Source organism: Kitasatospora sp. NPDC059973, from assembly GCF_042737525.1.
Classification (GTDB): domain Bacteria; phylum Actinomycetota; class Actinomycetes; order Streptomycetales; family Streptomycetaceae; genus Kitasatospora.
In genome coordinates, this window is sequence record NZ_JBHWUI010000034.1 from 27,991 (window position 1) to 49,803 (window position 21,813).

General features: G+C 74.8%; 17 protein-coding genes. 4 read left to right on the forward strand and 13 right to left on the reverse strand.

Annotation, left to right across the window (positions count from 1 at the left end; all coding sequences use genetic code 11):
• Positions 1–625: 625 nt before the first annotated feature.
• The 4 genes from ACFWA9_RS12415 to ACFWA9_RS12430 form a co-directional block, all read right to left on the reverse strand.
• Positions 626–1,987: a S8 family serine peptidase gene (locus ACFWA9_RS12415; RefSeq protein ID WP_380386142.1), complete on the reverse strand. Its 1,362-nt coding sequence runs from the start codon at positions 1,985–1,987 to the stop codon at positions 626–628.
• A gap of 196 nt (positions 1,988–2,183) precedes the next feature.
• Complete coding sequence (gene fabG / locus ACFWA9_RS12420; protein ID WP_329490658.1) at positions 2,184–2,942, reverse strand: 3-oxoacyl-ACP reductase FabG; 759 nt, start codon at positions 2,940–2,942, stop codon at positions 2,184–2,186.
• A 131-nt stretch (positions 2,943–3,073) separates the two neighbouring features.
• Positions 3,074–4,261 (reverse strand): thiolase family protein, encoded by a 1,188-nt coding sequence (locus ACFWA9_RS12425; protein ID WP_380386145.1) that lies wholly within the window; start codon positions 4,259–4,261, stop codon positions 3,074–3,076.
• Between the two features lie 45 nt (positions 4,262–4,306).
• A complete protein-coding gene (locus ACFWA9_RS12430; RefSeq protein ID WP_380386148.1) occupies positions 4,307–5,455 on the reverse strand; it encodes an acyl-CoA dehydrogenase family protein in 1,149 nt (382 codons plus the stop codon).
• Between the two features lie 133 nt (positions 5,456–5,588).
• Between ACFWA9_RS12430 and ACFWA9_RS12435 the strand changes: the two genes are divergently transcribed.
• Positions 5,589–6,296, forward strand: a complete 708-nt coding sequence (locus tag ACFWA9_RS12435) for a TetR/AcrR family transcriptional regulator (protein ID WP_380386151.1) — start codon at positions 5,589–5,591, stop codon at positions 6,294–6,296.
• Here ACFWA9_RS12435 and ACFWA9_RS12440 read toward each other — a convergent pair.
• From ACFWA9_RS12440 to ACFWA9_RS12470, 7 genes are all read right to left on the reverse strand, one after another.
• Positions 6,239–7,690, reverse strand: a complete 1,452-nt coding sequence (locus tag ACFWA9_RS12440; protein WP_380386154.1) for a nitric oxide synthase oxygenase — start codon at positions 7,688–7,690, stop codon at positions 6,239–6,241. The genes ACFWA9_RS12435 and ACFWA9_RS12440 overlap by 58 nt on opposite strands.
• A gap of 120 nt (positions 7,691–7,810) precedes the next feature.
• The gene (locus ACFWA9_RS12445) at positions 7,811–9,244 is read right to left on the reverse strand and encodes a sugar porter family MFS transporter (protein WP_380386202.1); all 1,434 of its coding nucleotides are present in this window, start codon (positions 9,242–9,244) and stop codon (positions 7,811–7,813) included.
• 115 nt (positions 9,245–9,359) lie between these two features.
• Entirely contained in the window at positions 9,360–10,343 is a 984-nt protein-coding gene (egtD, locus tag ACFWA9_RS12450) for an L-histidine N(alpha)-methyltransferase (protein ID WP_380386156.1), read from the reverse strand.
• A 52-nt stretch (positions 10,344–10,395) separates the two neighbouring features.
• Positions 10,396–11,133 carry an ergothioneine biosynthesis protein EgtC gene (gene egtC / locus ACFWA9_RS12455; RefSeq protein WP_380386159.1) on the reverse strand — a complete coding sequence of 246 codons (738 nt, stop codon included), beginning with the start codon at positions 11,131–11,133 and terminating at the stop codon, positions 10,396–10,398.
• Positions 11,133–12,551: an ergothioneine biosynthesis protein EgtB gene (gene egtB / locus ACFWA9_RS12460; protein WP_380386162.1), complete on the reverse strand. Its 1,419-nt coding sequence runs from the start codon at positions 12,549–12,551 to the stop codon at positions 11,133–11,135. Before egtB ends, egtC begins: the two co-directional genes overlap by 1 nt.
• Positions 12,548–13,909, reverse strand: a complete 1,362-nt coding sequence (gene egtA / locus ACFWA9_RS12465) for an ergothioneine biosynthesis glutamate--cysteine ligase EgtA (protein WP_352294126.1) — start codon at positions 13,907–13,909, stop codon at positions 12,548–12,550. The genes egtB and egtA overlap by 4 nt, the downstream gene beginning before the upstream one ends.
• Before the next feature lie 111 nt (positions 13,910–14,020).
• Positions 14,021–15,229: a MalY/PatB family protein gene (locus tag ACFWA9_RS12470; protein ID WP_380386166.1), complete on the reverse strand. Its 1,209-nt coding sequence runs from the start codon at positions 15,227–15,229 to the stop codon at positions 14,021–14,023.
• Positions 15,230–15,439: 210 nt separating this feature from the next.
• Here ACFWA9_RS12470 and ACFWA9_RS12475 point away from each other — a divergent pair, with 210 nt between their 5' ends.
• Positions 15,440–16,057: an antibiotic biosynthesis monooxygenase gene (locus ACFWA9_RS12475; RefSeq protein ID WP_380386169.1), complete on the forward strand. Its 618-nt coding sequence runs from the start codon at positions 15,440–15,442 to the stop codon at positions 16,055–16,057.
• 3 nt (positions 16,058–16,060) lie between these two features.
• Here the strand turns inward: ACFWA9_RS12475 and ACFWA9_RS12480 are convergent, their stop codons facing one another.
• Positions 16,061–16,552, reverse strand: coding sequence for an SRPBCC family protein (locus tag ACFWA9_RS12480; RefSeq protein WP_380386172.1), 492 nt, complete (start codon positions 16,550–16,552; stop codon positions 16,061–16,063).
• Between the two features lie 74 nt (positions 16,553–16,626).
• Complete coding sequence (locus ACFWA9_RS12485) at positions 16,627–18,408, reverse strand: glycoside hydrolase family 15 protein (protein ID WP_380386175.1); 1,782 nt, start codon at positions 18,406–18,408, stop codon at positions 16,627–16,629.
• 163 nt (positions 18,409–18,571) lie between these two features.
• Between ACFWA9_RS12485 and ACFWA9_RS12490 the strand changes: the two genes are divergently transcribed.
• Positions 18,572–19,378, forward strand: a complete 807-nt coding sequence (locus ACFWA9_RS12490) for an SAM-dependent methyltransferase (RefSeq protein WP_352294118.1) — start codon at positions 18,572–18,574, stop codon at positions 19,376–19,378.
• Positions 19,375–21,486 carry an EAL domain-containing protein gene (locus ACFWA9_RS12495; RefSeq protein WP_329490672.1) on the forward strand — a complete coding sequence of 704 codons (2,112 nt, stop codon included), beginning with the start codon at positions 19,375–19,377 and terminating at the stop codon, positions 21,484–21,486. Before ACFWA9_RS12490 ends, ACFWA9_RS12495 begins: the two co-directional genes overlap by 4 nt.
• The last annotated feature ends 327 nt before the right edge of the window (positions 21,487–21,813 follow it).

Here is a 21,813-nt window from a genome sequence, read left to right on the forward strand (position 1 = left end):
GAACCGGCTCCCGAGCCCGCCCCCGCCCCCGCAACCCCCGCCCCCGCAACCCCCGCAACCCCCGCAACCCCCGCCCCGGAAGCCCCCGCCCCCGAAACCCCCGCCCCCGAGGCGCCCCGCCCCCGCGACGACTACCGCGAGGTGATCGGCCGCATCGTCCGCAGCGCCGACGCCGGGGACCACGCCGCCGCCACCGACCTCGCCTTCGCCCTGGAACTGGAGGCGATCGCCGAGCACGGCGCCGTCTCCGCGCCCGTGCTCCAGGTGCGGCAGGTCCGCGCGCACGTCTGCCGGCTGGCCGGGAAGTCGGTCGAGGCGGCGGACATCTACCGCGAGGTGGCCCTGACGCTGCTGCGCTCCCAGGGCCCGGACTACCCGGAGACCCAGCAGGCGGCCACCAACGCCGAGGCCTGCTGGCGGGCGATCGCGGACCGCGCGGAGGCGATCCGGATCGCCCCCGAGATCATCGAGATGCGGGCCCACCTCCCGGGCCCCGACGGGCGCAAGCTGCGCGCCGCCGAACGCCACCTGGCCCAGCTCGCCGCCCCCCGCCCCGACCCCGCCTGAGCCGGCACCCAGACGCACCGCCGCACCCGGCTCCAGGCTCCCGGCGCCCGGACCGGCGCTACCGGCCCGCGAGGGCGTGCACGAACCTGGCGGCGTCGATGGTGCCGAGCCCGCTGGCGAGGTCGTAGCCCTTCCCGGCCCGGTAGCCCGTCACCGTGTCCCAGGAGTTGTCGCCCGCCGTCACGTCGACCAGGCCGCTCCACTGCTGCGGGAGCAGGGCGAGCCCGTAGAGCCGCCCGTTGAGCTGGCCGAGCCGGCGCCCGGCGAGCTGGTCGGCGAGCGCGACGACGCCGGAGAAGATCGGGGTCGACTCGCTGGTGCCGCCGGTGATGTGCCAGCCGGCCGTCGCCGGGTCGTAGGACTCGTACGTCCAGGCCGCGCCGTCGACCGCCGCGCTCATGCTGAGGTCGGGCGTGCCGCGGTGGTTGCCGGTGACGCGGGCGACGCCGGCCTGGTACCAGGGGCGTGCGAAGACGGCGGAGGTCCCGCCGCCGCCCGCGCCCCAGTTGTCGTGCCAGACCTGGTCGGGGGCGGTCCGCCGGCCCGCGTCGTCCAGGCTGAGCCGGGTGCCGCCGACGGAGGTGACCAGCGGGTCGGCGGAGGGCCAGGAGTTGACCCTGTCCGGGTAGAGGTCCTCGCCGTTGGCCTGGTAGTCGGTGGCGCCGGTGTCGCCGGAGGCGGCGAGTACGGTCACGTCGTGCGCGGCGGCCTCCTGGAAGGCGTACCGCAGGCCGGTGAGCGAGCTGAAGTCGCCCTTGTCGAAGCCGGGGAAGGTGTTCTCGGTGGCGCCGAAGCTCTGCGAGATCACATCGGCGCGGCCGGACTTGATGAGGGCCTTCTCGGCGTCCATCATCTCGGGCAGCCCGGTCGTCCCCTCGGTCTCGGAGACGCCGGTCTCGACCAGGATGATGTGCGCGCCGGGGGCGACGGCGTGGGCGTACTCGACGTCGAGGGTGCTCTCGCCGGCCCAGCCGGTGTGATCGGGGTTGGTCGGGTCGAAGACCGGGACGTCGCCCCACTTGACCACCTCGACCTGGGTGTCCGGGATGCCCCACTGCTTGTCGAAGACCTCCAGGTCGTGCTGGATGGTCGGGGAGCCGAAGGAGTCGACGATGACGATCGTGCGGCCCTTGCCGGTGATGCCCTCGCGGTACAGCGGGTCGAGGTTGTAGGCGGTCCGGTACTGGAGCGGGGAGTAGCAGTGGATGCCGATCTGGCTGACGCACTGGGAGGTGGGCAGGGGCGCGTCCCGGCCGACGGCGCTGATGTGTCCCGTCGAGGCGGGGCGGACGTGGACGCCCGCGAGGCCGGCGGCGGCCGCCGGGTGGACGGCCGGGACGCCGAGCGTGCCGGCCGTCAGGGCGGTGGCCCCCACGGCGAGCAGGGCCAGGGCACGGCGGAGGGTGGCGGGGCTGCCCATGGGACTCCTTGGGACGCAGGGCCCGACCTGGACCGGTCGGGGCGGTCCGGCCATCCCATCGACAGCAGCATGATCATGCCATAGTCATTCCGTACCCGTCGGCATGCTCGCGCAGGCCACCGGAAAGGGTAAAGACCGTCCCAGGTGAAGGTAACCCACCACCCGGGACGGCTATCTGACGAAACGTCAGAAGATCTCAGCGTGCCCCACCGTTGACGTACAGCGTCTGCCCGCTGACGTAGGAGGCGTCCTCGCTGGCGAGGAAGGCGACCACCGAGGCGATCTCCTCCGGCCGGCCGACCCGCCGCAGCGGCGTCCGGGCGGAGACCTCCGCTTGGTGGTCCTCGGCCGTCGCGCCGACCCGCTCGGCGGTGGCGGCGGTCATCGCGGTGGCGATGTAGCCGGGGGCGACGGCGTTGACGTTGATGTTGAACGGACCCAGCTCGATCGCCAGCGTGGCGGTCAGGCCCTGGATGCCCGCCTTGGCGGCGGCGTAGTTGGCCTGGCCCCGGTTGCCGAGCGCCGAGCGCGAGCTGAGCGAGACGATCTTGCCGTACTTCTGGGCCGTCATGTACTTCTGCGCCACGTGGCTGCAGTTGTAGGCGCTGGTCAGATTGACCGTCAGCACCGCGTCCCAGTCGGGCCTGGTCATCTTGAAGAAGAGGTTGTCCCGGGTGATCCCGGCGTTGTTCACCAGGATGTGCACCCCGCCGAAGTCCCCGGCGACCTCGGCGAAGACCGCCTCCACCGCGTCGTAGTCGGCCACGTCGCAGCCGTACGCCCGCGCGGTGCCGCCCTTGGCGGTGATCTCCTCGACCGTGCCGGCGGCCCGCTCGGCGGTCAGGTCGACCACCGCGACGGCGGCCCCCTCCTCGGCCAGCAGCCGCGCGGTGGCCGCGCCGATGCCCTGGGCCGCACCGGTGACGACGGCGACCTTTCCTGCGAAACGGGTCACGACAACTCCTTCGACTTCGACTTCGACTTCGGCTGCGACGGGAACTGCGACTGCGACTGCGACCGCGCCTGCGACCGTGAGGTCGGCCTCGCGGTCGGCCTCGATCCGGAGGACGGGACGGCGGCCGGCGCTCAGGGGGATTCGACCAGGACGGCGGTGCCCTGGCCGACTCCGACACACATGGTGGCCAGCCCGCGCCGGGTGCCGTTGCGGCGCATCCGGTGCAGCAGGGTGGTGAGGATCCGCGCGCCGGAGCCGCCCAGCGGGTGGCCGAGCGCGATCGCCCCGCCGGTCGGGTTGACCAGCTCGGGGTCGAGGCCCAACTGGTCGACGCTGGCGAGCACCTGCGCGGCGAAGGCCTCGTTGAGCTCGGCCTCCTCCAGGTCGGCGACGGACCAGCCGACCCGGGCGAGCGCCTTGCGGGTGGCGGGCACCGGGCCGATGCCCATCACGTCCGGGTGCACCCCGGCCGAGGCGCCGGCCACGTACCGGCCGAGCGGCCGCAGGCCCAGCTCGCCCAGGACCTCCTCGCTGACCAGCACCAGGCCGGCCGCCCCGTCGTTCATCGGCGAGGCGTTGCCCGCCGTCACCGTGCCGCCCGGGCGGAAGGCCGGCTTCAGCCGGGCGAGCTTCTCCGGGCCGGTGTCCTCCCGGATGCTCTCGTCCTGGTGGACGGTCACGCCGTCCGGCCGCTCGACCGGGACCAGTTCGGCGTCGAAGTGGCCGTCCTTGCGGGCGGCGGCGGCCAGCCGGTGGCTGCGGAGCGCGAAGGCGTCCTGGCGCTCCCGGGTGATGCCGTGGCGGGCGGCGACCTCCTCGGCGGTCTCGCCCATCGAGAGCACGCCGTGCAGCTCGGCCATCCGCGGGTTGGTGAGCCGCCAGCCGAGCCGGGTGTCGAAGGTCTCGATCCGGTGCGGCAGCGCCTCGTCGGGCCGGGGGAGGACGAAGGGGGCGCGGGTCATCGACTCGCAGCCGCCGGCCAGCACCACGTCGGCCTCGCCCGAGCCGATCGCCCGGGCGGCCTGGGTGACGGCCTCCAGGCCGGAGGCGCAGAGCCGGTTGACGGTGGCGCCGGGGACGCTGTCGGGCAGGCCGGCGAGCAGCACGGCCATCCGGGCGGCGTTGCGGTTGTCCTCGCCGGCCTGGTTCGCGGCGCCCCAGTAGACGTCGTCGATCCGGGCCGGGTCGAGGGTGGGGACATCGGCGAGCAGGGCGCGCAGCACGGTGGCCGAGAGGTCGTCCGGGCGGACCGTGGCGAGCGCTCCGCGCAGTCGGCCGATGGGTGTGCGGCGGGCTGCGGCGAAGTAGACAGGACGCACGTCGTCGGGCTCCTTATCCGGGTGGGGTTGTCCGGTGAGTGGCGGTCAGAAGGCGTTGACGCCGGTGAGCGAACGCCCGATGAGCAGCTTGTGGATCTGGCTGGTGCCCTCGTAGAGGGTCATCACCCGCGCGTCGCGCAGGTACTTGCCGACCGGGTACTCGTCGATGAACCCGTAGCCGCCGAAAACCTGGAGCGCGTTGTTGGCGGCTCGGACGGCGGCCTCGCTCGCGTAGAGCTTGGCGACGGAGGACTCGGTGGCGAACGGCAGGCCGCGCTCGATGTGGTCGGCGACCTTCCAGGTGAGCAGCCGGGCGGCCTCGACGTCCACGGCGATGCCGGCGAGCAGCTCCTGGACCAGCTGGTGCGAGGCGATCGGCCGGCCGAACTGCTCGCGCTCGCCGGCGTAGTGGACGGCGGCCTCCAGGCAGGCCCGGGCGATGCCGACGCAGCCGGCCGCCACCGACATCCGGCCCTTGGCCAGGGCGGCCATCGCCACCGTGAAGCCCTTGCCGGGCTCGCCCAGCCGGGCCCGGTCGGGGACGCGGACGGCGTCGAAGGTGAGTTCGGCGGTGGCCTGGCCGCGCAGGCCGAGCTTGCCGTGGATCTCGGTGCGGGTGAAGCCGGGCAGGTCGGTGGGGACGAGGAAGGCGGTGATGCCCCGGTGGCCCGGTCCGCCCGTGCGGGCGAAGACGAGCGCGACATCGGCCCACGTCCCGTTGGTGATGAACATCTTGGCGCCGCTGATCAGCCAGTCGTCGCCGTCCCGGACCGCCCGGGTGGTCAGGTTGGCGGCGTCCGAGCCGGTGCCGGGTTCGGTGAGGGCGAAGCAGCCGAGCGACTCGCCGGAGGTGAGCCGGGGCAGCCAGTGCCGCTTCTGCTCCTCGGTGCCGTAGCCGTTCACCGACTTGGCGACCAGGCCGAGCGAGACCGAGACGATGCCGCGCACGGCGGAGTCGCCCCGGCCCAGCTCCTCCAGGGCCAGGCAGTACGCGAGGTGGTCGCCGCCGCTGCCGCCGTACTCCTCGGGGATGGTGAGGCCGAGCAGGCCGATGCCGGCGAGCTTGCCGATGACCGCGCGGTCGACGGACTCGGCCCGGTCCCAGGCGGCCGCGTGCGGGACGATCTCGCGGTCGGTGAAGGCCGCCGCGAGGTCCCGGAGGGCGGCCTGCTCCTCGGTCAGCTCCAGATTCATCGCGCCACCTCGTCGGGCTCCGGTAAACTAGCGGTGCAAGTTTTACCGGGACTGTAGCCCCGACCGGGCCGCGCTGGGAAGAGGCGCCTGCCAGAATCGGTCCTCACCCCACTCGACCGGAGGAACCGCGACGATGGCCCGCCCGCGCACACCCCTGCTCAGCCGCGAGCTCATCGTCGCCACCGCGCTGCGGCTGATCGACGCCGAGGGGCTGGACGCCCTCTCCACCCGCCGCCTGGCCACCGAGCTGTCGGTCAGCGGGCCGTCGCTCTACAACCACGTCGCGACCAAGGACGAGCTGCTGGACGCGGTGGTGGACAGCGTGATGGGGGAGGTCGACCTGTCGATGTTCACCGCCGGCGCGCCGTGGCCGCGGGCGCTGCGCGACTGGGCCCGCTCCTACCGCGCCGCGCTGGCCGCGCACCCCAACATCGTCCCGGTGCTGGCCCAGGGCCCCGGCCGCCGCCCGAACGCGCTGCGGCTGGCCGACGCCGTCTTCGGCTGCCTGGTCGAGGCCGGCTGGCCGCGCGGGCAGGCCACCCGGATCGGCGCGCTGATGCGGTACTTCGTCACCGGCTCGGCGCTGGCCTCCTTCGCGGCGGGCTTCCCCGAGGACGCCGGGCTGTACGACGCCGCCGACTACCCGCACCTCGGCGAGGCCCACCGGCTGGCCGAACACCGGGGCGCGATCGACGAGGGCGCCTTCGAGACCGGTCTCGAAGCGCTGCTCGACGGGCTGCTGCTCCGGTACGAGCGGACGGTCGACGGGGCGGCGCCGGCGCCTCACCAGGGCTCGCGCACCACGAAGGCGGGGCGCAGCGACGGGTCCACCGGGTCGTAGTAGCGGTGGTAGACCGGGGTCAGCCCGCCGGAGACCGGCGGCACGATCCAGCTCCAGTCGGCGGGGGTCGGCCGCCCGAGCCGCTTCTCCTGGGCGATGTGCTTCAGGAACCGCTCCGACTCGGTGTGGTGGTCGGCGATCGTCACCCCGGCCTCCTGGAACGAGTGCAGCACCGCGACGTTGAGCTCCACCAGCGCGCGGTCGCGCCAGAGCGTGCGGTCGCTGGAGGTGTCCAGGCCGAGCCGGTCGGCGACGGTCGCCAGCATGTCGTACCGGTCGGCGTCGGCCAGGTTGCGGGCGCCGATCTCGGTGCCCATGTACCAGCCGTTGAACGGGGCGGTGGGGTAGCGCACGCCGCCGATCTCCAGCGTCATGTCGCTGATCGCGGGCACCGTGTACCAGCGCAGGCCGAGCTCGGCGAACCACGGGTGGTCGGGGTGGCTGAGCTCGACCTCGGGGGTGGTGTCGTCCGGCAGTTCGTACCACTCGGGGCGGGCGCCGGGCCGCTCCTGCACCAGTAGCGGCAGCACCTCGAAGCGCTCCTCGCCGCACTTCCAGCCGAGGTCCCGGGCGCGGGCCGCCAGCCGCGCGCCCGCCGGGTCCCCGACGAAGCCGTGCCCGGTGGGCCGGCCGGCGTAGCGGACCAGCTGCTGGTTGAGGATGCGGGCGGCCGGGCGGCCGGGCCGGTCGGGGGCGAACACCGAGATCACCGGGCGGATCCGGCCGCCGTTGGAGGCCACCCGCAGGTGCTCGAAGCACTCGGTGGCGATGTCGTCGGCCGAGGCCAGGTGCCGCAGGTCGCGCACCACCAGGCTGCGCCAGTACAGCCGGCCGATGCAGCGGGCCGCGTTGCGCCAGGCGAGCCGGGCGCCGTAGGCGAGTTCGGCGGGGGTGTGCTGGTAGGTGCCGGTGCGGTCGATCTCGTCCAGGACCGCCAGCACCCGCCCGGTCGGGTCGCCGGTGCCGGGCTGCTCGCGGTGGAACTGGCGGACGAAGTCGGCGGCCGCGTCGGGGTCGGTGAAGGGCTCGGCGAACGGCTCGGCCGAGGGTCCGGTGAACGCCTCGGTGAACGTCTCGCCGAACGGCTCGGTGAACGGATCGGTGCGGAGACCGGCGAACGGATCGGTGCCGGTGGGGCGTTCGGCCACGGTGGGCCGCCCCGGGGTGGTCCGCCCGGCCTCGGCGCGCCCCGGGTCGACGAGGTACCGGACGCCGGTGCCGTGCACGGTGGTGGGCAGGGGTTCGGGCCCGTGCGGCGGCTCGGCGGCCGGGTGGGCGTGGGCGAACGGGCAGCCGCCGCTCGGCGCCGGCACCGCGGCCGGTGTCGGAGCCGGTGCGGGGCGACGGGTCGGGCGGGTGCTGCGGGTGCGAAGCCGGTTGAAGATCAAGGACACATCCCTCCTGCCGAACAGGAGTACCGGAGGTAGGCGCCCCGCCGCAGAGAGTGAACGATTCGGCCCCCGCACCCGCGCCGGGGGCGCTAGGGTGCGGGGGCCGAAGGTCCGACAGTCGGATCAGCCCATGTCCTCCAGGCGGACGCCCTTGGTCTCCTTCATGTACTTCGCCACGAAGACCAGCGACAGGGCCGCGAAGCCCGCGTAGACCAGGTAGGTCGCCGACAGGTTCCAGCGCGAGAGCGAGGGGAACGACACGGTGATCGCCCAGTTGGCGATCCACTGCGCCGAGGCGGCGACGGAGAGCGCGGCGGCCCGGATCCGGTTGGGGAACATCTCGCCGAGCATCACCCAGACCACCACGCCCCAGGACATCGCGAAGAAGAGCACGAAGGCGTTGGCGGAGATCAGCGCGACGGTGCCCTGGAGGTCGGGCAGGGCGACGTCGTCGCCGGTGCCGGTGGCCGAGGAGAACGCCCAGCCGCAGGCGGCCAGCGCGACGGCCATCCCGGCCGAGCCGATCAGGGCGAGCGGCTTGCGGCCGATCCGGTCCACCAGCAGGATCGCGACCACGGTGCCGAGGATGTTGATGACCGAGCCGATGAAGCTGATCAGCAGCGAGTTGCTCTGGTCGATGCCGACGGACTGCCAGAGGATCGACGAGTAGTAGAAGATCACGTTGATGCCGACCAGCTGCTGGAAGACCGAGAGGCCGATGCCGACCCAGACGATCGGCAGCAGGCCGAACCGGCCGCCGAGCAGGTCGCCGAAGCGCGGCCGGTGGTCGGAGGCGATCAGGCCCTGGATCTCGGCGATCCGCGCGTCGGTGTCGGAGCCCTCGCCCTCGACCTCGGTGAGCACCGTGCGGGCCTCGTCCAGCCGGCCGGCCGAGATCAGGTAGCGCGGGGACTCGGGGATCATCGAGGCGAGCACGAAGTAGACGGCGGCCGGCACGACGCAGATGCCGAGCATCCACTGCCAGGCCTCCAGGCCGAGCAGCCGGCCGCGGGTGTCACCGCCGGCGGCGTCCGCCAGGACCCAGTTGACCAGCTGCGAGATCGCGATGCCGAGGACGATCGCGGCCTGCTGGAAGGAGGCCAGTCGGCCCCGGTAGCGGGTCGGCGCGACCTCGGCGATGTAGGTCGGGGCGATCACCGAGGCGATGCCGATGGCCGCGCCGCCGAGGACCCGCCAGCCGGCGAGGTCCCAGGCGGCGAACGGCAGCATCGAGCCGACCGCGCTCACCGCGAAGAGCAGCGCGCCCGCCTTCATCACCTTGATCCGGCCGTACCGGTCGGCGAAGCGGCCGGCCAGCGCGGCTCCCACCGCCGAGCCCAGCAGCGCGGACGAGACGATCAGACCGGTGACGCCGTCCCCGACGCCGAACTTCTCCTGGATGCCGGAGACGGCGCCGTTGATCACGGAGCTGTCGTAGCCGAACAGGAACCCGCCGAGGGCCGCGGCGGCGGTGATGAACACGACGAAGCCGAGGCGGTCGGAGGGTCGAACCTCCGCCGCCACGGGCTCCGAGGGCTGCTGGGTGACGCTCACGATCTTGACTCCTGGTACTCAACGCTGAGCTTGGTAGCCGCGATCGTAACCCGTCAATGTTCAAGTGTTGTACGTGGGATGCCCGACAAGTCCCCTTGCCTATTAGTAAAGTGAACTGTCAAACCTGTTCGCCCACCGGCGAGGCCAGGGACAGCCCGAACCGGCCCTCCTCGTCCGTCCACCAGTGGCTCAGCCGCAGGCCGGCCGCCGCCAGCTCCTCGGCCACCCGCTCCCGGCGGAACTTGGCCGACACCTCGGTGCGCAGCTCCTCGCCCTTCTCGAAGTGGATCGGCAGGTCCAGCGCGGGGATCTTCACGGTCTGCTCCTGCAGCGAGCGCAGCCGCATCTCGATCCACTCCCGCTCCCGGTCCCAGAGCGCCACGTGCTCGAACGCGCTCGGGTCGAAGTCGGCGGACAGCTCCCGGTTCAGCACGTTGAGCACGTTCCGGTTGAACTCCGCCGTCACCCCCGCCGCGTCGTCGTAGGCGGCCACCAGCACCTGCGGGTCCTTGACCAGGTCGGTGCCGAGCAGCAGGAAGTCACCGGGGTCGAGCGCGGCCCGCAGGCGGCGCAGGAAGACCGCCCGCTCGGCGGGGAGCAGGTTGCCGAGGGTGCCGCCGAGGAAGGCGACCAGGCGCGGCCCGCCCTCCGGCGGCAGGCCGAGCCGGGCGGTGAAGTCGGCGAGCACCGCGTGCACGGACAGCCCGGGGAAGTCCAGGGCCAGCGCCTCGCCCGCACCGGTCAGGGCGCTCTCGCTGACGTCCACCGGGACGTAGCTGTCCAGCGTGCCGAGGTCGCGCAGCGCGTTCAGCAGCAGCCTGGTCTTCTCCGAGGAGCCCGAGCCCAGCTCCACCAGCGTGCGGGCCCGGGTGGCGGCGGCGATCTCGCCGGCCCGGGCGGTGAGGATGGCCCGTTCGGCGCGGGTCGGGTAGTACTCGGGCAGCCGGGTGATCTCCTCGAACAGCTCGCTGCCCCGGGCGTCGTAGAACCACTTCGGCGGCAGCCACTTGGGATCGGCGGTCAGCCCCTCGCGCACGTCGTGCCGCAGCGCGGTGCTGAAGTGGTCGGCGGGCAGCAGTCGGGTGAGATCAAAGATGCTCATGACAGATGGATCCTCTGTTCAAAAAGTGAAGGTGAGAGGAGCGAGGGAGATTTCAGAGCGGGCGGACCACGACACCGTCCGGGCCGGCCAGCAGCAGCGAGCGGTCCGGGACGACGGTCCAGTCCGGGTGGTCGTCGTAGGGCTCGGAGGCCACCAGGACGCCCGCACCCGGCAGCCTCCGGTGGTGCAGCGTGTCGCCCCAGGCGGTGGCGGCGATCGCCCGGCCGTCGGTCAGCAGCAGGTTGAGTCGGCCGGTGGTGTGCGCGGTCACGTCCGCGACGGCGCCGGCCAGGGCATCGCCGAGGCCCGCGCCCGCGCGCAGCCGGTGCAGCGCGAGGCCCCAGAGCAGCGCCGAGTCCGTCCGGGCCGGCAGCTCCAGCAGCTCGGCCGGGGAGAGCCGCCCGGCCGGCGCGTCCAGCTTGTCCGGCCAGCCGGCCACCGCGCCGTTGTGGCTGAACAGCCAGGGCCCGGCGGCGAACGGCGCGGCCGCGTCCTCGCCCGCCGCGCAGCCCTCGGTGGCCGAGCGGACGGCCGCCACCAGCGCCCGGGTGCGGATCACCCGGGCGAGGTCGGCGAAGGAGGCGTCCGCCCAGATCGGTCCCGCCCGCCGGTAGCGGGCCGGGGTCGGGTCGCCGTCCGCGTACCAGCCGAGGCCGAAGCCGTCGGCGTTGACCGTGCCGTACTGCTGCGCCCGGGGGGCCCAGGACTGCCGGTAGAGCCCGAACGGCGGCTCCACCAGCAGCTCCCCGGGCGTCACCGGTGCGCCGAGGTAGGCGAGGTGGCGGCACATCAGCCGGCCGCCACGTCGGCCGCGGTGCGGAACCCGGCGAAGATCTGCCGCCGGACCGGGTAGTCCCAGTTGCGGAACGTGCCGCGGCAGGCCACCGGCGCGACCGCGAAGCAGCCGCCGCGCAGCACCTTGTACTCGGGCCCGAAGAAGACCTCCGAGTACTCCCGGTACGGCCAGGCCCGGAAGCCGGGGTAGGGGTGGAGGTCACTGGCCGTCCACTCCCACACGTCGCCCATCAACTGCCGTACGCCGTAGGGGGACTCGCCGGCCGGGTAGCTGCCGGCCGGGGCCGGGCGCAGATGGCGCTGGCCGAGGTTGGCGTGCTCCGGGGCGGGCGGGCCGTCGCCCCACGGGTAGCGGCGGGAGCGGTCGGTGGCCGGGTCGTGCCGGGCGGCCTTCTCCCACTCCGCCTCGGTCGGCAGCCGCCGCCCCGCCCAGCGGGCGTAGGCGTCCGCCTCGTACCAGCTGACGTGCAGCACCGGCTCGTCCTCGGGGACGGGCTCGACCGTGCCGAAACGGCGGCGCAGCCACTGGGCGCCCTCGCGGTGCCAGAACAGCGGGGCGGTCAGCCCGGCCCGCTGCCGGTGCTCCCAGCCCTCGGCCGTCCACCAGCGCGGGTCGTCGTAGCCGCCGTCGGCGATGAACCGCAGATAGGCGCCGTTGGTGACCGGCGTGGTGTCCAGCCGGAAGGCCGGCAGGTCGATCCGGTGCGCCGGGCGCTCGTTGTCCAGCGCCCACGGCTCGGTGTCCGTCCCCATGGTGAACGGGCCCGCGGGGACGAGCACGTCGGCGGGCAGCGCCGCCGCGTCCGCCGGTGCGGGCGGCGGCGGGGGAGCGGCCAGCGCGGGCTCGCCGCGGCGCAGCTGGTGGGTGACCAGCATGGTCTCGTCGTGCTGCTGTTCGTGCTGGGCGATCATGCCGAAGGCGAAGCCGGCGTCGAGCAGCGGAGCGCCCTCCAGCGGGCTGGCCTCCAGCAGGTCGAACACCCGGCCGCGGACTTCGTGCGCGTAGGCGCGCGCCTCGACCGGCGGCAGCAGCGGCAGGCTGGGGCGTTCGGCGCGCGGGTGCTCGAAGGCGTCGTAGAGCGGGTCGATCTCGGGGCGCATCGGCTCCCGGCCGCCGATGTTGCGCAGCAGCCAGAGCTCCTCCTGGTTGCCGATGTGCGCGAGGTCCCAGACCAGCGGGGACATCAGCGGGGAGTGCTGGGCGGTGAGGTCGTGGTCCTCGACGCAGTCGGTCAGCGCGGCGGTGCGGGTCCGGGCGGCCAGCAGCTCGGTGGCGATCGCCTCGCGCAGGGCCGCCGGGGGAAGGCCCTCGGGGGACGGGCCGGCCGGCGGGGCGGGGGAGGCCGCGGGCGGAGACCCGGGGCCGGTCGCCCCGGCGGTGCGGGAGCCGGTCGGGCGGGCGTCGTCGATCATGGTGCGGCCTCCTCCGGGGGAGTGCGTCGGGTGCCGGAGCGCAGGGCGTCCAGCTGGTCGTCGGCCGGGCAGCGGCCGCGCGCGGGGTAGCGCTCGGCGAACTCGGCGACGGCGGTGCGCAGTCGCTCGGCGCCGGGCAGGCGTCCCAGCGCGGCGTCGGCGGCGGCGAAGCAGGCGAGGGTGGCGCGGCGCAGCGCGGGATCGGCGACCGCCAGGGTGGCGGCCCGGCGCCAGGCGTCGCTGCGCGGCGGGAGCGGCCCGGTGGCGCTCTCCAGCGGCTCCAGCGCGGCCAGCGCCGCGTCGGCGGCCTTCGGGTCGTCCAGCAGCGCGGTCACCAGGGCCGCGGGGACGATCCAGCCGTCGCCCGGCTGGGCGTCGATCATCCGCAGCTCCAGGTGGCCGTGCGGGCGGACCGGCGGGAACAGCGTGGTGCGGTGGTAGTCCAGATCGGCGAGGGTCGGCGGGCGTTCGCCGCCGCCGCGCAGCCAGTCGAGGAAGGTCAGGCCGGCCGGCGCCGTCCACGGCAGGCCGTCGGGGCGGCGGATGCAGAGCACCTCGGCGTCCAGCACGTACCTGGTCCAGGCCTCGCGCGGATCGCCGTGGTCGGGCGCCGGGGCGAGCGTGCGGGTGGGGTCCATCCGGGACCAGACGATCTGCCGGGTGGACCGGTGCCCGGTGGGCTTCCCGTCCAGCAGGGGGGAGTTCGCGAAGGCGGCGACCAGGACCGGACCGAGCTGGTGGGTCAGGCGCCAGCGCCGGTCGAGCGCGTGCGGGCCGTCGGCGGCCCCCGCGTCCAGGCAGACCTGCACGGAGGCGGTGCCGGTCATCATGATCCGGCCCCAGGGCCCGGCCGAGTCGAAGAACCGTTCCATCGCGAGATAGCGCGGGTGGTCCAGCACCATCGTGCGGGGGCGGGCCAGGGGGTCGGTACCGGTGCCGGTGAGCCGCAGACCCTGGGCCGCGAAGGCGGCCCGCAGGGTGGCGAGATCACGGCGGGTGTCGTCGACGCAGGCGACGATGCCGTCGGCGGGCGGGGAGCTGAGCTCGACCTGTCCACCGGGTTCGAGGGTGAGGCGGGCACCGGACGGCAGGACCGTCCCGTCGGCGCCGCCCAGCGGCAGTGACTCCAGTGCGGCGTGCAGCCGCTCCGGTAGCACGGGGCCGGTCGGACATCGGTCGTCGTGGACGAACCACTCGACCTCCACGCCGACCAGCCGGGGCGGCCCGATCTTGAAGCAGACGCCGGCCATGTGGCGGCGCGCCGTCGACTCGGTGAGCGGGGTGACGCTCCCGGTGGGCGGATCGGTGCCCTGGCGGTCGGTCGGGCTGGTCGGGCTGGTCGGGCGAACGGGTATCACCGGACTCACCATCCTCGGGATCACGATTGCGGCCCGGTCTACCCTGCCCAGTCTGCTACGGACCATGCCGGGGCGCTCCGCAAACATCTGGTGAAGAGATGTCGTCGCAGGTCAGAGGCGGTGCAATCGGGTGATGCCGGGATTTCGGAGCCGTTCCAGCCGGCTCACGGCCGCCGCCAGCGCGGGCTCCGGCAGGGCGTAGTTCAGCCGCAGCGAGCCCTCGCCGCCGGGGCCGAAGTCGGCGCCGTCGGAGGCCTCCAGGCCGCACCGCTCCAGCAGCGCCGCCCGGGCCCCCACGGGTGGCAGGCCGAGCGCGGCGGCGTCCAGCCAGAGCAGGTAGGAGGCCTCCGGCGCGGAGCGGACGGCCTCTCCGAGCACGCCGGTCAGCCGGTCCCGGGCGGCGGCCAGGTGGTCCAGCAGCGCGTCCAGCCACGGGCCGCCGTCGCGCAGCGCCGCCTCCTGCACCACCTGCTCCAGCAGCCCGCCCTCCCACAGGCCGTACCCCGCCATCACCCCGGTGAGCCGCTCGCGCAGCGCCGCGTCCGGCACGAGCGCGAAGCAGCTGGGGATGCCGGAGGTGTTGAAGGTCTTGCCGACCGAGTTGAGGGTGACGGTCCGCTCCCGGTAGGGGCCCGCGACCGCGACGGCCACCGGGTGGCGGTGGCCCGGGTGGGTGAGGTCGCCGTGCACCTCGTCCGAGAGCAGCACCCCGCCGCCCCGGGCCGCCGCCTCGGCCAGGGCGCGGACCTCCGCGGCGGTCCAGACCCGGCCGGACGGGTTGTGCGGGCTGCTCAGCAGCACCGCCCCGGCCCGGTGCCCGGCGAAGGCGTCCAGCGGCAGCCGGTAGCCGGCGGCGTCCCGGGCCAGCGGCAGCTCCCGGTGGGCCAGTCCGGCGGCCCGGCAGACCTGGGCGAAGCCGCCCCACTCCGGCGCCGGGAACAGCACCGGCCCGGTCGGTCGCACCGCCTCCAGCAGCAGCCGGACGGCGGTGCGCGGTCCGAACGGCAGCAGCAGCACCCACGCCGGGTCGATCTCCACCCCGTGCCGGTCCCGGTACCAGCGGGCCACCAGCTCCCGGCCGGCCGGGTCGCACACCGTGTACCCGTACGCCGGGTGCCGCGCGCGCCGGCCCAGCGCCGCCGCGACGGCCGGCGGGCCGGGCAGGTCCATGTCGGCCAGCCCCATCGCGATCACGCCGTCCGCGCCGGCCGTCCGCGCCCACTTGCTGCTCCCGGTACCGGTCCGGTCGAAGGCCCGCCCGAAGAGCCGGTCGGGGGAGTGGCCCGGGGCGTGGCCGGGGTCGTCCGACGGGGTCGTCATGGCGGGCGCCTCCCGGGCGGCGGTGGGGTCGGTCCCGGGCCACGCTAACCGCCCGGGCGGGCCGGGTCACCAGGGCGCGGGCGGGCCGCCGCCGGCACCGGCCCGCGTCCCGAGGAGCGGTCGGCAGGGGCGCGGCCGCCCGGCGGGGCCGTACGCTGCGGGACGGCTGCGACCGGGGACGCACGGGGAGACCCGGAGAGGGCGGGACCGATGGGACTGGTGGGACTGCGAGGACGGGCGGGCCGGGCGGCGCCCGCGGCGGCGGACCGGGGCGGGCCGGACGACGAGGTCACGCTGTTCGTGGCCCGGCGGGTCGAGCCCGGCCACGAGGAGGCGTTCGAGCGGTGGGCGAAGGGGATCCTCGCCGCGGCCGCCGGGCACGAGGGCAACCTCGGCACCGGGCTGCTGCGCCCGGCCGGGCCGGACGACCCCTGGCACCTGCTGCTGCACTTCCGTGACGGCGGGGCGTTCCGTTCCTGGCAGGCCTCGCCGGCCCGGGCGGCCTGCTTCGCCGCGGCGGACGGGCACCACCACGAGGTGCACCGGCACGAGATCCTCGGCATGGAGGGCTGGTTCGCCACCACCCGGTCGGCGGCGAAGGGCCGCCCGCCGGTGCGCTGGCGGATGGCGGTCGCCTCCACGGTGGCGATCGCGCCGCTCACCGTCACCTCCGGGCTGCCGCTCACCCCGCATCTGGCCGGCCTGCCGGTGGCGGTCCGCGCCCTGGTCACCGCACCGCTGATCAGCGCGCTGATGACGTACGCGGCCCTGCCGGTGGTCACCCGGCTGCTGCGCGGCTGGCTGTTCGGCCGCACCGACCGGGTCTAGGTGTCACGCCGGGCGGTCGGCCGGTGCGCCGCCCGGCCGGCCGCCCGGGTCCCGGCGGGCCAGGTGGGCGGCCAGGCCGCGGCGGCCGCGGCGCATCATGACGGCGTGGTTGGCGCGGAACACCGGGTGCAGCGGCACGGCGAGGCGCCGGAGCAGCGGGCGCCCGGGCCGGGCGTCCTCCTCGAACAGGGCGCGGGCGCCGGTGCCGTCCGCCCCGACCGTCCAGCGGGACCAGCCGACCAGGTCGCCCCGCATCGCGACCTCCAGGACGCCGGCCACCGGGTCGCGCCGCACCACGCTCAGCCCGATCACCAGCCGGTACGGCAGCAGCGCCCGCACCACCGCCTCGCCGTCGTCCGGGCCGAACCGCCGCACCGCGCGGATCTCGGGCCACCAGAGCGGGTAGCCCGGGACGTCCTCCAGCGCGGCGTACACCGCGGCCGGCGGCGCGGCCAGCCGCCACACGCCGCGGAACCGGTAGTGGTTGAGGTCCACGGCCGAACTCTAGGGGGTCCGGCCCGGCCCCGGGGGCGGACCTCCGCTGACCGGTTCCCCGGCCCGGGGGCGCCCTAGGCGGGCTCGGACAGTTCGAAGGCGGTGTTGACCAGGGCGACGTGGGTGAACGCCTGCGGGGTGTTGCCGAGTTGGCGGCGGGCGCGCGGGTCCCACTGCTCGGAGAGCAGGCCGAGGTCGTTGGCGAGCCCGACCACCCGGGCGAACAGGTCGCGGGCCTCGGCCCGCCGCCCGGTGGCGACGAGCGCGTCGGCGAGCCAGAACGAGCAGGCCAGGAAGGCGCCCTCGCCGCCGGGCAGGCCGTCGGTGTGCCGGTGCGTCCGGTAGCGCAGGACGAGGCCGCCGTGGTCCAGGCCGTCCCGGACGGCGTCCACGGTGCGGACCACGCGCGGGTCGTCCGGCGGCAGGAAGCCGCACTTGACGACGAACAGCGTGGCCGCGTCCAGGCCCTGCCCGCCGTAGTGCTGCACGAAGACGCCGCGCCGCCGGTCGTAGCCGTGCTCGCAGACGTCGGCGTGCACGGCGTCGCGCATCGCCCGCCAGCGGGCCACCGGCGCGGGCAGCCCGGTGGCCTCGGCCATCCGCACCGCGCGGTCGGCGGCGACCCAGGACATCACCTTGGAGTGGACGAAGTGGCGCCGCTCGCCGCGCACCTCCCAGAGGCCATCGTCGGGTTCGCGCCAGTGCTGCTCCAGGTAGGCCATCAGGGTCCGTAACAGCGTCCAGACGTGCCGCTCCATCGGCAGGCCGGCCAGCAGCGCCAGGTGCAGGGTGTCCACCACCTCGCCGTAGACGTCGAGTTGGAGCTGGTCGACGGCGGCGTTGCCGAACCGGACCGGCCGGGAGCCCTCGTAGCCGGGCAGCCAGTCGGCGGAGATCTCGCCGAGGACGCGCTCCCCGGCGACGCCGTAGACGGTCTGCAGGTCGCCCGGGTCGCCGGCGATGGCGCGCAGCAGCCAGCGGCGCCAGGCGGCGGCCTCGTCGCGGAAGCCGCCGCGGAGCAGCGCCGAGAGCGTCATCGAGGAGTCGCGCAGCCAGCAGAAGCGGTAGTCCCAGTTGCGGGTGCCGCCGATCCGCTCGGGCAGTGCGGCGGTGGGCGCGGCGACGATCCCGCCGGTGGGCGCGTAGGCGAGTGCCTTGAGGGTGAGCAGCGAGCGCAGCACGGCCTCCCGCCACTCGCCCCGGTAGCGGCAGCCGGCCGCCCAGTGCTGCCAGTCGCGCAGCGTGGTGAGCAGGGCCTCCTCCGGGTCGGTGCGCGGGGAGGTGGGCAGGTGGGAGGGCTGCCAGGTGAGGACGAAGGGCACCCGGCTGCCGGCGGTGACGGTGAAGTCGGAGACGGTGACGCCGTCCACTCCGTAGGTGTGGACCTCGGGCGGCACCCGCAGCCAGGCGGAGTCGGGCCCGGCGACGGCGACCCGGTGCCGGCCGGTGCGGCGCACCCACGGCTCGATCCGGCCGTAGTTGAACCGCAGCCGCAGCTCGCCGCGGACCGGGACGCTGCCCTCGACGCCCTCCACGATCCGGATCAGCTGCGGGGAGCGCTGCCCGCCCCGGCCGCGCTGGGGCATGAAGTCGGTCACCCGGACGGTGCCGTCGGCGGTGTGCCAGTCGCTCTCCAGGACGAGGCTGTCGCCCCGGTAGCGGCGCGCGGAGCACCGCGCGCCGCCGGCCGGGGCGAGCCGCCAGGCGCCGTGCTGCCGGTCGCCGAGCAGGCCGGCGAAGCAGCTGGGGGAGTCGAACCGGGGTAGGCAGAGCCAGTCGACCGACCCGTCCCGCCCGACCAGCGCGGCGGTCTGCAGGTCGCCGATCAGGGCGTAGTCCTCGATCCGTCCGGCCATCGGGTCCATTCTCCGGCCGGGGCGCGTCCCCGGCAGGACGGGGCGACTCCGCTTGCACGCGTTCGGCGTGCAGAGGAGGATCTTGTGTGCTTGTAGTCTCATCAGAACCAGCCGTCCCACGGGACGACTGGTTCACCGGAACCGGAATGAAGGAGTCCCGAGGATGCGGCGACCGAACTGGGTACCGGAAGGTACGGACCTGGACAAACCGAACGCCGCCCGGGTCTACGACTACTACCTCGGCGGTTCGCACAACTTCGAGGTGGACCGGGAGATGGCCCGCCAGGCGATCGCGCTCTGGCCGGAGCTGCCGCAGATCATGCGCTCCAACCGGGCCTTCCTGCGCCGCGGCGTGCAGTTCGCCGCCGAGCAGGGCATCACCCGCTTCCTGGACATCGGCTCCGGCATCCCGACCTTCGGCACCGTGCACGAGATCGCCCGGGCGATCCGCCCCGAGGCCGAGGTGGTGTACATCGACCGCGACCCGGTCGCCGTCGCGCACAGCCGGCTGCTGCTGGCGGAGGACGAGGGCTGCTCCGTCGTCCAGGCCGACGTCCGGGACATCGACGACCTGCTGGGCCGCCCCGAGGTGACCGCGCTGCTCGCGCCCGCTGAGCCGGTGGCCGTGCTGCTGGTCGCCGTCATGCACTTCGTCAGCGACTCCGAGGATCCGTGGAAGCTGCTGGAGGTGCTGCGCGAGGCGCTCCCGCCGGGCAGCGCGCTGATCCTCTCGCACGCCTCCCTGGAGGGCCGGCCCGACCAGGCCGAGGACCACCAGAAGCTGTACCGGATGACGCCCACCCCGCTGACCATGCGCACCCGCGAGCAGATCACCGCGATGTTCGCGGGGTTCGAGCTGGTCGAGCCCGGTGTGGTCTACCTCCCCGAGTGGCGCCCCGAGCAGCCGGAGGCGGTCGGCCGGCACCCCGAGCGGATGACCGGGATGGCGGGCGTGGGGTTCCGCCGGTGAACGAAGCGCCGGCACCCGGCAGCGCCGATCGGTTCCACGAGGACTGGGCGCGGCTGCTCTCCGGCGACCACGGCACGGCGGTCCACCCCGGCCTGCTCGGCAGGCTGGTCTCCCGGACCGCCGCGCTGCTCCACCGCGCCCAGCTGGGCGAGCCGTTCGACCCGGGGCTGGCCGCCCGGGCGGGCGCCGAACTCGTCGACGCCCACTTCACCGACCCGGTGGTGCTGGCCCGGGCCCTCGAACTGCTCCAGGAGCACCCCGCGGCCGACGACCGCGGGCCCGCGCTCTGCGGGGCCTTCGCGGCCGGCTGGGCGGCCGCCCTGCGCGAGCGGACCCTGCGCGAGCAGGAGGCCATCCGGACCGCCGCCGACAGCGCCCGGCGGGAGGCCGAGCGGGCGCTGCGCGCCTCCGAGGCGCGGTTCCGCGCGCTCTTCGAGAGCGCGGCGATCGGCATCGGCATCGGCGACACCGAGGGCAACATCCTCGCGGTGAACAAGGCGCTCCAGGAGCTGTTCGGGGCCGCGCCGGAGGACATGCGGGGCCGCCGGGTCGGCGACCTCGTGCACCCCGAGGACACCCCCGGCGTCTGGGAGGCGTACGAGGAGCTGATCAGCGGCAAGCGGGACTACTTCCAGGTCGACAAGCCGTACTACCGGCACGACGGCGAGGTGGTGTGGACCCACCTCACGGTCTCGCTGATCCGGGACGACGACGGCCGGCCGCAGTACCAGGTGGCCATGCTGGAGGACATCACCGACCGCTACCGGCTCCAGGAGCGGCTGCGCCACCAGGCCACCCACGACCCGCTGACCGGACTGCCCAACCGGGCCGCCTTCTTCGAGCGGCTGGAGAAGCTCTTCGAGGAGCCGGACCCGGGCGCCCGCTTCGGCCTCTGCTACGTCGACCTCGACGGCTTCAAGGTGGTCAACGACAGCCTCGGCCACGACACCGGTGACCAGCTGCTGGCCGCCGTCGCCGCCCGGCTGAAGGCCGCCCTCACCCCCCTCGGCCACCTGGTGGCCCGCCTCGGCGGCGACGAGTTCGTCGTCCTGCTGGAGAACTGCCGCGGCGAGCAGGAGGCCGTCGCCGCCGCCAAGACGGTGCTGAAGGCGCTCGCCGGGCCGGTCCTGATCGGCGATCACAAGCTCGCCGTCGGGGCCAGCGTGGGCGTGCTGGAGCGGCGCATCTCGACCACCACGCCGGGCGCCGCGGTCCGCGCCGCCGATCTGACGCTGTACCGGGCGAAGGAGGCCGGCCGCGGCCGCTGGACGCTCTTCGACCCCAAGGAGAACGCCCGCGCGGTCAGCCGCTACGCGGTCTCGGTCCGGATGCCGGCCGCCCTCGACCGCGGCGAGTTCTTCATCGACTACCAGCCCCTGTACGCGCTGGCCGACGGCCGGCTCGCCGCCGTCGAGGCGCTGGTGCGCTGGCGCCACCCGCAGCTGGGCGTGCTGGGCCCGGACGAGTTCGTCACCACCGCCGAGGAGACCGGCCTGATCATGCCGCTCGGCCGCTGGGTGCTGGAGCAGGCCTGCGGCCAGGCGGCCGACTGGATCAAGCGGTTCGGCGACGACGCGCCCCAGCTGAACGTCAACCTGGCGGTCCGTCAGGCCCGTAGCGCCGCACTGGTGACCGATCTCGGCCGGATCCTCGACTCCACCGGGCTGGACCCGGCCCGGCTCCAGCTGGAGATCACCGAGTCCACCGTGGTCGGCCCGGAGGACGAGGCGCTGCGCACCCTGCACGGGCTGGTCGACCAGGGCGTCTCGCTCGCCGTGGACGACTTCGGCACCGGCTGGTCCAACCTCGCCTACCTGCGTGACCTGCCGGTCTCCGGGCTGAAGATCGCCGGCTCCTTCGTCGGCGACCTGCACGACCCGGCCAAGGACGCGGCCACCGGCTGGCGGATCGTCAGCGGCCTGGTGTCGATGTCGCACGCGCTGGGCCTGACGGTCACGGCCGAAGGCGTGGAGACCCTCCGGGACGCCGAGCGGCTGCGCGGCATCGGCTGCGACTGGGCGCAGGGCTGGCACTTCGGGCGGCCGGTGCGACCGGCCGAGATCGCCCGCCGGATCGCCGAGGAGCCGGGCGGCCGGCCGGTCGGCTGACCGGCCGGCCCGGGCGGGTGCCGCCGGCACCGCCGGACGAACCGGGCGAGCGCCTCGGCCCGACGGGCCAGGTGAAATCCGCCCGGGCGAACCAGGCAAAATCCGGACAAACTACTTGACGTGACGGCGGTCACCTGGGCACGATGAGGCCCTGGCACACCCCGCACTCCGGTGCGGGAAGCACATTCGGCCAGTTCGACAGACCGGCGCCTCGGCGCCCGGGAGCCGGCGGCGCACCCCCCGACCGGGCCGCCCCTCAGCCGCTCCCCACCGTTTCGGCAGTCCCCCCGGGGACTTCCCTCCGGGGCCCCGCCCCGCGCACCCCGC

Coding starts and splice junctions, on each gene's coding strand:
- egtB (WP_380386162.1), bottom strand. CDS start 12,551: ATGATCGACGACGCCCGCCCGACCGGCTCCCGCACCGCCGGGGCGACC.
- ACFWA9_RS12435 (WP_380386151.1), top strand. CDS start 5,589: ATGGCCCGCCCGCGCACACCCCTGCTCAGCCGCGAGCTCATCGTCGCC.
- ACFWA9_RS12475 (WP_380386169.1), top strand. CDS start 15,440: ATGGGACTGGTGGGACTGCGAGGACGGGCGGGCCGGGCGGCGCCCGCG.
- egtD (WP_380386156.1), bottom strand. CDS start 10,343: ATGAGCATCTTTGATCTCACCCGACTGCTGCCCGCCGACCACTTCAGC.
- ACFWA9_RS12485 (WP_380386175.1), bottom strand. CDS start 18,408: ATGGCCGGACGGATCGAGGACTACGCCCTGATCGGCGACCTGCAGACC.
- ACFWA9_RS12470 (WP_380386166.1), bottom strand. CDS start 15,229: ATGACGACCCCGTCGGACGACCCCGGCCACGCCCCGGGCCACTCCCCC.
- egtC (WP_380386159.1), bottom strand. CDS start 11,133: ATGTGCCGCCACCTCGCCTACCTCGGCGCACCGGTGACGCCCGGGGAG.
- ACFWA9_RS12490 (WP_352294118.1), top strand. CDS start 18,572: ATGCGGCGACCGAACTGGGTACCGGAAGGTACGGACCTGGACAAACCG.
- ACFWA9_RS12430 (WP_380386148.1), bottom strand. CDS start 5,455: ATGAATCTGGAGCTGACCGAGGAGCAGGCCGCCCTCCGGGACCTCGCG.
- ACFWA9_RS12415 (WP_380386142.1), bottom strand. CDS start 1,987: ATGGGCAGCCCCGCCACCCTCCGCCGTGCCCTGGCCCTGCTCGCCGTG.